Genomic DNA, 13,299 nt, shown 5'->3' with positions numbered 1-13,299 from the left:
CCTATTCGTTAGGCCGCAGCGCGGCCTTCTCCATCAGTCTGAGCAGCCAGGTATTTATCCGGGTTGTTCAGCACAACAATTGTGGGGGTCTGGTTGTTGGGCCATTCGCGGCGGCCGGCGGGGACGTGGTCCACGCCACCGGCGTTCCAGGGGTGGCAGCGCATCAGGCGCCTGGCCGCGAGCCAGCTTCCCTTAACGGCTCCGTGAACCGTGATTGCCTCGAGCGCGTAAGCCGAGCACGAGGGAAAGAAGCGGCAGACCTGCCCGTACAAGGGGGAAATCACCTTGCGGTAGGCCTTTAGCAGAAGAATGAGGATATTGCGCGGCAGGTTCCAGACGAATCTGCCGGCAGCCGCAGCTGCGGACTTGAGGGAAGGGACGACGGCGGCAGTCAGGTCAAGCACGCTGTGTCCCTTCCTGTGTTGTTCCGTTCGATCGCGTTGCGGCCGACTGTGGTTGGCGGCCACCCAAACGCTTCATGGTCACTTCCAAGGCAGCGTTATAATCCGCCAGCAGTTCCTGCCAGTTGGCAGATGCCGCGGCGGGCAGGGCACGCACCACAATAGCGAACCCGGTGCCGTACTCGCGCAGCGAGAGAGCACCGGCTTCCCTAAGTCTCCTCTTAACGAGGTTCCTTGCAACAGCGTTCCCGACACCTTTGGAAACGATGAACCCGATCCTGCTGGGTTCATCGGCCCCGATAGTTGCCGTATATAAGACTACGTTCCGGCGTCCATTGCGGACGCCGGAACGTACAGTTGTTGAAAAATCGGTTGAAGTCCTCAGACGGTTCCTGGTGGCCAGCACCGTTAAACTCGCAAAGGGAAGATAACCGACGAGTCAGTATTTAGGCCGACAGTTCGACGCGGCCCTTGCCGCGGCGGGCAGCCAGGATGGCGCGGCCGGCACGGGTGCGCATACGAAGGCGGAAGCCATGCTTCTTGGCCCGACGGCGGTTATTCGGCTGAAAAGTCCGCTTGCTCACGTTAGTTACTCCAGTGGATCAAAGGTGCGCCCACCCGATCAAAAAGGGGAAGAACTGGCCGACGCTAAGTTTTGTATATGTCTGCTTCCCCCGATTCCCGAAACGCTGGGCGTCTGGAAGGTCCAAATGGGGTCAGAAAGCAGGCACAAAGGACTCCACAACGTTAGGCCAAAACGCGACCCCGAGTCAAACCGGCAGGTGGCCCGCCGCGTTTCCCCAACTGTGGTTAACCGGCGTCCCCAGCCTGTGGATGAAGTGCATCACAAGCCGCTTTTTCGAACCACAACGGTGTAATTATCCACAAGCCACTTCCCAGCTATCTTCTAGCCTTTTCATCCCCTAGAGTGGCCCAGTAGCCGATTATCCACGGACTGTGCATAACCCTGTGGATGATGCCGGGACAGTACCCTGGATCCAGGCTTGCGGCTGCATGTAATGCAGGTAAGCAAGCTTTGAGGAACCCGATTGATGACAGTAGACGAAGCCAACCACGCCAATACTGTCGGAAGTTCCTGGCGGCGCGTGGTGAACCTGCTCGAGCAGGACGACCGCGTATCCCCAAGACAGCGCGGGTTCGTCATCCTCGCCCAGGCCCAGGGCCTCATCGGATCCACCCTTCTCGTGGCGGTACCCAATGAACTCACCAGGGAAGTGCTCCAGACCCAGGTCAAGGACGCGCTAGACGACGCGCTCCGCAATGTTTTCTCCGACGACATCCGCTGCGCAATCGACGTGGACACCGATCTGGTGCCCATCCACGAAGAGCCGGAACCCGCCGTCGAGCTTTCCCTCGTTGCCGACCCCTCAGTGGAACTGAAGCCGCAGCCCATGCTGCCGAGCACTTCCCACGAGTTCGGCCGGCTGAATCCCAAGTACGTCTTTGACACGTTCGTGATCGGCTCGTCTAACCGGTTTGCGCATGCCGCCGCCGTAGCGGTTGCCGAAGCGCCCGCGAAGGCCTACAACCCGCTGTTCATCTACGGGGACTCCGGACTGGGCAAAACCCACCTGCTGCACGCGATCGGCCACTACGCCAGGCGGCTCTACAGCGGCATCCGGGTCCGGTACGTGAACTCTGAGGAATTCACTAACGACTTCATCAACTCGATCCGTGACGACGAGGGCGCCAGCTTCAAGACCACGTACCGCAACGTGGATGTGCTGCTGATCGATGACATCCAGTTCCTCGCCGGCAAGGACCGGACCTTGGAGGAGTTCTTCCACACCTTCAACTCCCTGCACAACAACAACAAGCAGGTCGTGATCACGTCCGACCAGCCGCCTAAGCTGCTTGCCGGATTCGAGGACCGCATGAAGTCCCGCTTCGAATGGGGCCTGCTGACCGATATCCAGCCGCCGGAACTCGAAACCCGCATCGCCATCCTCCGGAAGAAGGCCCTCAGCGAAGGCCTCTCCGCGCCGGACGACGCCCTGGAATACATCGCTTCAAAGATCTCCAGCAACATCCGCGAACTCGAAGGCGCACTCATCCGCGTCACGGCGTTCGCCAGCCTCAACCGCCAGCCGGTGGATGTTGCCCTGGCCGAGATGGTCCTGAAGGACCTCATTACCGACGACGGCGCGCAGGAAATCACCTCAAGCCAGATCCTCACGCAGACGGCGGAGTACTTCAAGCTCAGCATGGAGGAACTCTGCAGCAAGTCACGGACCCGGACGCTGGTGACTGCCCGGCAGATCGCGATGTACCTGTGCCGCGAACTGACGGACATGTCGCTCCCCAAGATCGGGCAGGAACTCGGCGGCCGCGACCACACCACGGTGATCCACGCCGACCGCAAGATCCGCGAGCTCATGGCCGAGCGCCGTGTGATCTACAACCAGGTCACCGAGCTGACCAACCGGATCAAGCAGCAGCAACGCGACTCCTGAACCCCGGCTCTTAACCTTATTAACAGGCACGTGTGGATAAGCCTGTGGATAGTTAAGGGGACAACCGCGGTTAATGGGCTTAAAACCCTTAAGGCATCTGTGGATCAGGGAAACGGCCAAAAATGTTATCCCCATCCACAGGCTGTTTAAAACCTGCTCCGCCCACAGTCCATGAACAGGGCTTAACCGCGGATTCCCGCCCTCAGATGGAGTTATCCACAGTTTCCACAGCAGTTATTAACACTACTAATCCCAAAAAATTGAAGTTCCCTCAAACAACAATCTCTTTCCCTGCCCCACACGACTCCGGGACCCTGGCCCCAAAGGGCGGCCGTCCTTGGCGGGGATGGGGAAATCCTGAATCTTCCGGCTAAGCTGTCAGCAGCGCTCCCATCCTCGGGTCTGCCACTGGTTCAGCAAGTGCGGACCATGCAGGTTCCGGTGTTCGGAGGGCAATGGTTTGCGGACTCCCTGCGGGAGTTCCCGTTCAGAAAATGGCAGCAGCAATGAAAGGCGGCACCCTTCCGTGAAGTTCAGAGTCGAACGGGACGTCCTGGCAGAAGCCGTAACGTGGACAGCCCGATCGTTGTCTCCGCGGCCGCCGGTACCGGTCCTGTCCGGGCTGCTCCTCAAGGCCGAGTCGGGAACGGTAAGCCTGTCGAGCTTTGACTACGAGACGTCGGCCAGGCTGGAAATCCCCGCCGACATCGCGGAGGAAGGCACCATCCTGGTTTCCGGCCGGCTGCTCGCCGACATCTGCCGCAGCCTGCCGTCCGCCCCCGTTGAGTTGACCACCGACGGCAACAAGGTAACACTCACGTGCCGCCGAAGCAGCTTCCACCTGGCGACCATGCCGGAGGCCGAATACCCTCCGCTGCCTGCCCTGCCCACCATCAGCGGCACGGTAGCCGGCGACTCCTTCGCCCAGGCTGTTTCCCAGGTGATTATCGCCGCCAGCAAGGACGACACCCTGCCCATCCTCACCGGCGTCCGGATGGAGATCGAGGACGACCTCATCACCCTCCTGGCCACGGACCGTTACCGCCTCGCCATGCGGGAAGTGCCCTGGAAGCCGGTCACCCCGGGCATATCCACCAGTGCCCTGGTCAAGGCCAAGACCCTCAACGAGGTTGCCAAGACCCTCGGAGGCAGCGGGGACATCAACCTCGCCATTGCCGACGACGACAGCCGCCTCATCGGATTTGAGAGCGGCGGCCGCACCACCACGTCGCTTCTGGTCGACGGCGACTACCCCAAGATCCGTTCCCTGTTCCCGGACTCCACCCCGATCCATGCCACCGTGCAGACCCAGGAACTGGTCGAAGCGGTCCGCCGCGTGTCGCTGGTGGCCGAACGCAACACGCCCGTTCGCCTTGCCTTCACCCAGGGCCAGCTCAACCTTGACGCCGGCACCGGCGAGGATGCCCAGGCCTCCGAGGAGCTCGAATCTCAGCTGTCCGGCGACGACATCACCGTGGCGTTCAACCCGCACTATCTCGTTGAGGGCCTGAGCGTCATCGAAACGAAGTACGTCCGTTTCTCCTTCACGACGGCACCCAAGCCGGCCATGATCACCGCCCAGGTTGACGCCGACGGCGAAGACCAGGACGACTACCGCTACCTCGTGATGCCGGTCCGCCTGCCCAACTAGGCGGCAGCTGATGTCGTTATGGGCACCCAAAAACGACATCTGATGCGACCCAGTTGGGCTCAGCACGGCAGCCACACCACCACACCAGCGCAGAAAAGAGCTCACACCGTGCACATCGGACTGATCGGCCTTGGCAAAATGGGTTTCAACATGCGCGAACGGCTGCGCAAAGGTGGCGTTGAGGTCACGGGCTACGACCGCAACCCCGACGTGACCGACGTGCCTTCGGTCGATGAGCTCATCGCGGCAGTTCCGGTTCCACGGCTGATCTGGGTCATGGTCCCGTCCGGGACTATCACCGACGCGGTCATCACCGAACTCAGCGAGAAGCTGCAGCCCGGCGATCTGGTGATCGACGGCGGTAACTCGCGCTTCACAGAAGACCAGAAGCACGGCGCCGCACTGGCCGAAAAGGGAATCCGCTTCGCCGACTGCGGCGTTTCCGGCGGCGTCTGGGGACTCCAGAACGGCTACGGCCTCATGGCCGGCGGAGACGCCGAGGACATCGAGCGCGCGCTGCCCGTCTTCGACGCCCTCCGGCCGGAAGGTGACCGCGCCGACAGCTTCGTCCACGTGGGCGGCATCGGTGCAGGCCACTACGCCAAGATGGTGCACAACGGCATCGAGTACGGCCTGATGCAGGCTTACGCCGAGGGTTATGAACTCCTCGCGGCGAAGGACATCATCACCGATCTGCCCGGCACCTTCCGCGCTTGGCAGAAGGGCACGGTTGTCCGCTCCTGGCTGCTGGACCTCATGGTGAAAGCCCTGGATGAGGATCCGGGCCTGGCCTCGATTGACGATTACGTCGAGGACTCCGGCGAAGGGCGCTGGACTGTGGAGGAAGCCATCGCGAACGCTGTCCCGGCTCCCGCTATCACCGCCGCGCTGTTCGCGCGCTTTTCATCCCGCGAAGACAATTCACCGGCCATGAAGATGGTGTCCGCGCTGCGTCAGCAGTTTGGCGGCCATGCCACCCGCCCGGCCAAGTAACACCGACCCCGGGAGCCGCAGCATCCCGGGATTAGGGCTCCCGAGAATTTGAAGATCGCGTGTACCTAGAACACCTGTCCCTGACCGATTTCCGCAGCTACGCCCAGGTTGACCTCCGGCTGGAACCCGGCGTCACCGTCCTGGTCGGCTCCAACGGAATCGGCAAGACCAACCTCATGGAAGCAATCGGCTACCTGGCCACGCTGAGCTCTCACCGGGTCAGCGCTGACGCCCCGCTGCTGCGTTTCGGAACCGAGCGCGCCCTGATCCGGGCCAAGCTGGTGCGCGGTGAACAGTCCACCGTCCTGGAGCTTGAGATCAACGGCGGCCGCGCCAACCGCGGACGCATCAACCGCAGCAACCCGGTCCGGGCAAGGGATCTCCTGGGCATCTGCCACACCGTCCTGTTCGCACCCGAAGACCTGGCACTCGTCAAAGGCGATCCCTCCAGCCGGCGGCGCTTCCTCGATGAGCTGCTGGTGAGCCTTGTCCCGCGGCATGCCGCCACCCGCAGCGACTACGACCGTGTGCTCAAGCAGCGCAACGCCCTCCTGAAATCTGCCCGCGCCGGGAAGTTCACGGCCGGCCACGAGGCCACCCTCGATGTCTGGGACCAGCACATGGCACGCGCCGGTGCGGAGCTGCTGCATGCCAGGCTGGAACTCGTGGAGCGCCTGCGCCCGCATCTGAACAGCGCATACACCCAGCTGACGGACGGGTCCAAGGCCGCGGACGCGATTTATCGGTCCACGCTCCAGAACATGATCGACGACGACGGCGCACCGGCCAGCGCGGGAGGCGAACCGCCGGCAGCGGGAGACCCGGTTGAAGACCTGCGGCTGCTGTCCGTCGATGAGCTCACCGAACGCTATGTTCGCGCCTTTGCGGCCTCCCGCCGCAAGGAACTAGAGCGGGGCATTTCGCTGGTGGGCCCGCACCGCGATGAACTGGAACTGATCCTGGGCCAGGCTCCGGCTAAGGGCTATGCCTCCCACGGTGAGACCTGGTCCATGTGCCTCTCCCTGCGGCTTGCCTCTTACTACGTCATGCTGGACGATGCCCGCACGGGAGGTTCGGCGCCCATCCTGATCCTGGACGACGTTTTTGCCGAGCTCGATGTGCAGCGGCGGCGTAAACTGGCCGCAATAGTTTCCGGTGCCGAGCAGGTGCTGGTGACTGCCGCCGTCGATGCCGACATTCCGGACGAGTTGACCGGCCGGCGGGTGAAGGTTATCCCGGGAGGAATCGATGAACAGGGATAAGGATGCCGGCCTGCAGCCCGGCCGCGATCCCGATGAAATCGATGCCGCGCAGGCGGCCCTGAACAGGATGCGGGAAGCAGCCGCTGCGCGCGGCGAGGTCCGCCGCGCGGCGCCGCGCGCCGGCAGCAGCCAGAAGCCACGCGCCTCCGGACGGACCAGCCGCGGATTCAGCCAGTTCCATTCCACCGGCAGGGATCCCTTGGGTCTGGGCAAGGTGGTGGGCCGGCTGGTGGCCGAGCGCGGCTGGACCTCACCCGTTGCCGTCGGTTCGGTCATGGCGGAATGGCCCGCCCTCGTGGGTCCCGAAATCGCCGCGCACTGCACGCCCGAAAGTTTCACCGACACCACATTGCACGTGAGGTGTGACTCCACGGCCTGGGCCACCCAGCTCCGGCTGCTCAGCATCAGCCTGCTCGACAAGTTCCGGACTGAACTGGGTGACGGTGTGGTCACCAGCATCCAGGTCCTCGGTCCGGCGGCGCCGAACTGGCGCAAAGGCGGGCGAAGCGTTAACGGCCGCGGCCCCCGCGACACGTACGGATAGCCTGCTCCCGCAAGGGATCGTCGGCCGGTCCGGTGCCGGATCCCTTGAAAAATGCACAAACGGCGTGTAGGGCGTTCAAACCGCCGTGAGCCGTATAGGAACCCAAAGACGGGACCGCTGGAGCCTTGCAGGCGGGGCCAATGGCCAGCGAGAGGCACATTGCCTGCCGCTCAAGGCCCCGGAATGCGGGAATCGTGCCTGTTTCACGATAGAATCTCTGTAGATAACTGGGCGCCGGTGAAACGTTGACTGAGTCCGTTTTCCCGCGCGTTTCCAGCGGCGGAGAACGGGTCCGCAGGTCAATCGAGTAGCCGGCGCTATCAGTGACGTGCCTGTTGGCGGAAGCCTTTCCCTTGGGATACGGCATCAGCCGGCCATCATCGAATACAGAGGAGTCGACAGCGCCTGTGGCTAACGACAATGCAGATATCCAGGCAGTGGAACCCGCAACGGAGGATGCCCGGACGCCTGACACGCCGGCGGAAGCGGTGACACCGCGCGAATACGGTGCCAGCGACATCACCGTTCTCGAAGGCCTCGAGGCCGTGCGCAAACGGCCCGGCATGTATATCGGCTCCACCGGCCTGCGCGGCTTGCACCACCTGGTTTACGAAGTGGTGGACAACTCGGTCGACGAGGCCCTCGCGGGATACTGCACGCACATCGAAGTTGTTCTCCAGACCGACGGCGGCGTCAAGGTGTCTGATGACGGCCGCGGCATTCCCGTGGACATCCACCCGAGCGAGGGCAAGCCCACCGTTGAAGTGGTCATGACCATCCTGCACGCCGGCGGCAAATTCGGCGGCGGCGGCTACGCCGTGTCCGGCGGCCTCCACGGCGTGGGCATCTCCGTGGTCAACGCGCTCTCCAGCAGGGTGGACACGGAGGTGCGCAGGCAGGGCCACGTCTGGCGGATGTCTTTCGCCGACGGCGGCAAGCCCCAGGGCGATCTGGTCATGGGCGGCGAGACGGACGAGACGGGCACCACCCAGACGTTCTACCCCGATGACAGTATCTTCGAGAGCACGGAGTTCGACTTCGAGACGCTCCGTGCACGCTTCCAGCAAATGGCCTTCCTCAACAAAGGCCTCCGCATCACGCTCACGGATGAGCGGGTCACGACAACCCCCGGCGACGACGACGACCTCGACCTCGACGCCGTGCGCACCGAGGGTGAAGTCAACGCTGAGCACCGCACCGTGGTTTACCAGTACAACGACGGCCTGCTGGACTACGTCAAGTACCTGAACTCCGGCAAGAAGGTTGACGTTGTCCACGAGGACGTCATTGCGTTCGAAACCGAGGACACGGAACGCAAAATCGCCGTGGAAATGGCCATGCAGTGGACCAGCGCGTATTCGGAGAGCGTCCACACCTACGCGAACACCATCAACACCCACGAGGGCGGCACCCACGAAGAGGGCTTCCGCGCCGCGATGACCTCGCTCATCAACCGCTACGCGCGGGAGAAGAGCATCATCAAGGAAAAGGAAGAGAACCTCACCGGCGACGACATCCGCGAGGGCCTGACGGCGGTCATCTCCGTGAAGCTTGCCGAGCCGCAGTTCGAGGGCCAGACCAAGACCAAGCTGGGCAACTCCGAGGTTAAGGGCTTTGTGCAGCGCGTGGTCACCGACCAGCTCGGTGACTGGCTGGAACGCAATCCCGGCCCCGCCCGCGACGTGATCCGCAAGGCCATTTCCGCGGCCCAGGCACGCATGGCGGCCCGCAAGGCACGCGACAACGCCCGGCGCAAGAGTCCCCTGGAATCCTTCGGCATGCCGGGCAAGCTCTCCGACTGCTCCTCGAAGGACCCGTCGAAATGCGAGGTTTACCTGGTTGAGGGTGACTCCGCCGGCGGTTCCGCCAAGCGAGGGCGTAACCCGGAGACCCAGGCGATCCTGCCGTTGCGCGGCAAGATCCTGAACGTCGAGCGTGCGCGCCTGGACAAGGCCCTGGGCAATAACGAAGTGCAGTCCATGATCACGGCCTTCGGCACCGGCATCGGCGAGGATTTCGACCTCAGCAAGCTGAGGTATCACAAGATCGTGCTCATGGCCGATGCCGACGTTGACGGGCAGCACATCACCACCCTGCTGATGACCTTGCTGTTCCGCTACATGCGGCCGCTCATCGAAAACGGCTACGTCTACCTTGCCCAGCCTCCGCTGTACCGGATCAAGTGGTCCAACGCGCCGCACGACTACGTGTTTAGCGACCGCGAACGTGACTCCGTGCTGGTCTCCGGGCAGGCCGCCGGGCGACGCATCCCGAAAGACAACGGCATCCAGCGCTACAAGGGCCTCGGCGAGATGGACTACACCGAGCTCTGGGACACCACGATGGACCCCGACCGGCGGACCCTCCTGCAGGTCACCATGGAGGACGCCGCTGCTGCCGACCAGATTTTTGGAGTCCTGATGGGCGAGGACGTCGAATCACGCCGGAACTTCATTCAGCAGAACGCCAAGGACGTCAGGTTCCTGGATATCTAGCGGTATTCCGCGCTTGATATTCCAGATCCGACATATACCTGAAACGGAAAATACAGATAATGAGTGACGAAACCCCCGAGGTTCCCGTGGAGTCCGCAGATGCCGCGGAGCCGGTGCTGGAAGGCGACGTGCTGACCGACCGCGTGGAGCAGGTGGATCTCCAGACCGAGATGCAGCGGTCCTACCTGGACTACGCCATGGCCGTCATTGTGGGCCGTGCCCTCCCCGACGTCCGGGACGGACTCAAGCCCGTGCACCGCCGCGTGCTCTACGCAATGTTCGACGGCGGCTACCGCCCCGACCGTTCCTTCAACAAGTGTGCCCGTGTGGTGGGCGAGGTCATGGGCCAGTACCACCCCCACGGCGACACCGCCATCTACGATGCCCTGGTCCGTCTGATCCAGGACTGGACCATGCGGTATCCGCTGGCCCTGGGCCAAGGCAACTTCGGCTCACCCGGCAATGACGGGGCGGCTGCGCCGCGGTACACGGAAACCAAAATGGCGCCCCTGGCCATGGAGATGGTCCGCGACATCGACGAGGAAACCGTCGACTTCCAGGACAACTACGACGGCAAGAACCAGGAACCCACCATTCTCCCGGCACGGTTCCCCAACCTGCTGGTCAACGGATCCTCGGGCATCGCCGTCGGCATGGCCACGAACATCCCGCCGCACAACCTCCGCGAGGTTGCCGACGGCGTTCAGTGGTACTTGGCCAACCCCACAGCGAGCCGGGAGCAGTTGCTTGAAGAACTGCTGCTGCGCATCAAGGGACCCGATTTTCCCACCGGGGCCACCATCTTGGGGCACAGGGGCATCGAAGACGCCTACCGCACCGGCCGTGGATCCATCACCATGCGGGCCGTGGTCAATGTGGAGGAACTGCAGGGCCGTACCTGCCTCGTGGTCACGGAACTGCCGTACCAGGCCAACCCGGACAACCTCGCCATCAAGATCGCCGAGCTCGTCAAGGACGGCAAGGTCCAGGGCATTGCCGACCTCCGCGACGAGACCTCCGGACGCACCGGCCAGCGCCTGGTGATTGTGCTGAAGCGCGACGCCGTGGCCAAGGTGGTGCTCAACAACCTTTACAAGCACACGCAGCTGCAGGAAAACTTCGGCGCGAACATGCTGGCGATCGTGGACGGCGTGCCCCGCACCCTCAGCCTCGACGCCTTCATCCGGCACTGGGTCACCCACCAGCTCGACGTCATTGCCCGCCGCACGCGGTACCGCCTGCGCAAGGCCGAGGAAGAGGCGCACATCCTGCGCGCGCTCCTGAAGGCCCTGGACATGCTGGACGAGGTCATCGCCCTGATCCGCGCCTCCAACACCACGGAGGCCGCACGCGATGGCCTGATGGAACTGCTGGACATCGATGAGCTGCAGGCCAGGGCCATCCTGGACATGCAGCTCCGCCGGCTGGCCGCCCTGGAACGCCAGAAAATCCAGGACCGCCATGCCGAACTCGAGGCCATGATTGCCGAATACAACGCGATCCTCGCCTCAGAAGAGCGCCAGCGCGAAATCATCAGCACCGAGCTCGCGGAAATCGTGGCCAAGCACGGTGATGACCGCCGCACCAAGATCCTCATGGGCTACGACGGTGACATGTCCATGGAAGACCTGATTCCTGAAGAGGAAATGGTGGTCACCATTACCCGTGGCGGTTACGTCAAGCGGACCCGGAGCGACAACTACCGCTCGCAGCAGCGCGGCGGCAAGGGGATCAAGGGCGCCCAACTGCGCGGCGACGACGTGGTGGAGCACTTCTTCGTCACCACCACCCATCACTGGCTGCTCTTCTTCACCAACCTGGGCCGCGTTTACCGTGCCAAGGCTTATGAACTGGCCGAGGCCGGACGCGACGCCAAGGGCCAGCATGTGGCCAACCTGCTGGCCTTCCAGCCGGACGAGCACATCGCCCAGGTGCTGGACCTGAAGGACTACCAGCACGCGCCCTACCTGGTCCTGGCCACCAAGCGAGGGTTGGTCAAGAAGACCCGGCTGGAGGACTACGACACCAACCGGTCCGCTGGCGTCATCGCAATCAACCTGCGTGACGGGGACGAGCTCGTGTCCGCCCAGCTCGTTTCCGAGACCGACGATTTGATGCTCGTGTCCCGCAAGGGCCAGTCCATCCGTTTCACCGCAACGGATGATGCGCTCCGTCCCATGGGCCGGGCAACGTCGGGCGTCACGGGCATGAAATTCCGTGAGGACGACGAGCTCCTCGCGGCGAATGTCATTACCGAAGGCTCCTACGTCTTCATCGTGACCGAAGGCGGCTACGCCAAGCGCACCGCCGTCGAGGAGTACCGTCTCCAGGGCCGCGGCGGCCTGGGCATCAAGGTGGCCAAGCTCGCCGAGGAACGCGGCGATCTGGTCGGGGCCCTGATTGTCCAGGAGGAAGATGAAGTCCTCGTGGTGATGGGCGGCGGCAAGGTGGTCCGGTCATCCGTGGCGGGAGTCCCCGCCAAGGGCCGCGACACCATGGGCGTCATCTTCGCGAAACCGGACAAGAACGACCGCATCATCGAGGTGGCACGTAACAGCGAACGCGGCATTGAGGGAGAGGAATCTCCGGAGGATGACGTAACGTTGGCTGAAGGTGCCGGGCCTGGAGACGGGTCCGCAGAGGCAGAAATAGCAGAGGCAGAGTCGGAAACCGCCACAGCATCCGAGGATGCGGGCAGCGACGAGCTGAACGAAGACAACACCGGAGGTAACGAGTGAGTAATTCCGACTCATTTCCCAAGCCGAGCAGCAATGGTCCCGGCGGGATACGGCAGCCGGCATCCGCTCCCCGAGTGAATGCCCCGGTGCGTCCGCAGCAGAGCCCGGGCACGCCGTCGGGCCTTCCGGGACAGCGCCCCGCTGCCCCCGGGCAGCGTCCAGCGGGCGCGGGCCAGCGGCCCCCGCAGGGACAGCGTCCTGCGGCCCCCGGGCAGCGTCCTGCGACACCGGGCCAGCGGCCTGGCCAGAGCGCTCCCGGCCTGGTCAAACCGGCACCGAAGGCCAAGGTCCGGCGCGCGCGGCTGCTGGTCAGCAAGGTGGACCCCTGGTCCGTGCTGAAGATGGCGTTCCTGCTGTCCGTGGCCCTCGGCATCGTCACGGTGGTCGCCGCCATCGTACTGTGGACGGTTCTGGACCTCACCGGCATCTTTGACCAGGTGGACAGCCTCCTGGGAACGCTGGCCGGCTCCGAGGGTGGTGGCTTTGAACTCAAGAAGGTCGCGTCCTTGGGCCAGGTGGCCTCCTTCGCCACGATTATCGCGGTGGTCAACGTCGTGCTGCTTACGGCACTGTCCATGCTGTCCGCCGTGCTGTACAACATTTCCGCGACCCTCGTCGGTGGCATCGGCGTCACGCTGACAGACGACTAAAAAGCCCGAGATTCCGCGGAAAAACTCCGCTGGAATGCCTCGATTTGAGATCGGGCCGGGATGTGCTGTAAAGTCATGTCTCGGCCCGATG

General features: G+C 63.5%; 11 protein-coding genes. 8 read left to right on the top strand and 3 right to left on the bottom strand.

What is annotated here, in order from left to right; all coding sequences use genetic code 11:
• Positions 1-8: 8 nt before the first annotated feature.
• Genes yidD through rpmH form a run of 3 tightly spaced genes read right to left on the bottom strand, consistent with a single transcriptional unit; the run spans position 9 to position 985 of the window.
• Positions 9-404 carry a membrane protein insertion efficiency factor YidD gene (gene yidD, locus CXQ90_RS11540; RefSeq protein ID WP_181038537.1) on the bottom strand — a complete coding sequence of 132 codons (396 nt, stop codon included), beginning with the start codon at positions 402-404 and terminating at the stop codon, positions 9-11.
• Positions 397-807, bottom strand: a complete 411-nt coding sequence (rnpA, locus tag CXQ90_RS11535) for a ribonuclease P protein component (protein ID WP_104139279.1) — start codon at positions 805-807, stop codon at positions 397-399. The genes yidD and rnpA overlap by 8 nt, the downstream gene beginning before the upstream one ends.
• Before the next feature lie 40 nt (positions 808-847).
• Complete coding sequence (rpmH, locus tag CXQ90_RS11530; protein WP_011776797.1) at positions 848-985, bottom strand: 50S ribosomal protein L34; 138 nt, start codon at positions 983-985, stop codon at positions 848-850.
• A gap of 468 nt (positions 986-1,453) precedes the next feature.
• Here rpmH and dnaA point away from each other — a divergent pair, with 468 nt between their 5' ends.
• The 8 genes from dnaA to CXQ90_RS11490 all read left to right on the top strand — a co-directional run bounded on the left by dnaA (position 1,454) and on the right by CXQ90_RS11490 (position 13,208).
• Complete coding sequence (gene dnaA, locus CXQ90_RS11525; RefSeq protein ID WP_104139277.1) at positions 1,454-2,875, top strand: chromosomal replication initiator protein DnaA; 1,422 nt, start codon at positions 1,454-1,456, stop codon at positions 2,873-2,875.
• 526 nt (positions 2,876-3,401) lie between these two features.
• Positions 3,402-4,526: a DNA polymerase III subunit beta gene (gene dnaN / locus CXQ90_RS11520; RefSeq protein WP_104139276.1), complete on the top strand. Its 1,125-nt coding sequence runs from the start codon at positions 3,402-3,404 to the stop codon at positions 4,524-4,526.
• A 42-nt stretch (positions 4,527-4,568) separates the two neighbouring features.
• Positions 4,569-5,519, top strand: coding sequence for a phosphogluconate dehydrogenase (NAD(+)-dependent, decarboxylating) (gene gnd / locus CXQ90_RS11515; protein ID WP_146068890.1), 951 nt, complete (start codon positions 4,569-4,571; stop codon positions 5,517-5,519).
• A gap of 59 nt (positions 5,520-5,578) precedes the next feature.
• Complete coding sequence (gene recF, locus CXQ90_RS11510) at positions 5,579-6,781, top strand: DNA replication/repair protein RecF (protein ID WP_104139273.1); 1,203 nt, start codon at positions 5,579-5,581, stop codon at positions 6,779-6,781.
• Positions 6,768-7,325, top strand: a complete 558-nt coding sequence (locus CXQ90_RS11505; protein ID WP_104139271.1) for a DUF721 domain-containing protein — start codon at positions 6,768-6,770, stop codon at positions 7,323-7,325. The genes recF and CXQ90_RS11505 overlap by 14 nt, the downstream gene beginning before the upstream one ends.
• A gap of 407 nt (positions 7,326-7,732) precedes the next feature.
• Positions 7,733-9,820 carry a DNA topoisomerase (ATP-hydrolyzing) subunit B gene (gene gyrB, locus CXQ90_RS11500; RefSeq protein WP_104139270.1) on the top strand — a complete coding sequence of 696 codons (2,088 nt, stop codon included), beginning with the start codon at positions 7,733-7,735 and terminating at the stop codon, positions 9,818-9,820.
• 59 nt (positions 9,821-9,879) lie between these two features.
• On the top strand, positions 9,880-12,558 hold the full coding sequence (gene gyrA, locus CXQ90_RS11495; RefSeq protein WP_104139268.1) for a DNA gyrase subunit A: 2,679 nt from the start codon (positions 9,880-9,882) through the stop codon (positions 12,556-12,558).
• On the top strand, positions 12,555-13,208 hold the full coding sequence (locus tag CXQ90_RS11490) for a DUF3566 domain-containing protein (protein WP_104139267.1): 654 nt from the start codon (positions 12,555-12,557) through the stop codon (positions 13,206-13,208). The genes gyrA and CXQ90_RS11490 overlap by 4 nt, the downstream gene beginning before the upstream one ends.
• Positions 13,209-13,299 lie beyond the last annotated feature (91 nt).

The sequence above is a fragment of the Arthrobacter sp. ZGTC131 genome (assembly GCF_002929275.1).
Classification (GTDB): Bacteria; Actinomycetota; Actinomycetes; order Actinomycetales; family Micrococcaceae; genus Arthrobacter.
This window is presented reverse-complemented; position numbering and strand designations above follow the sequence as displayed.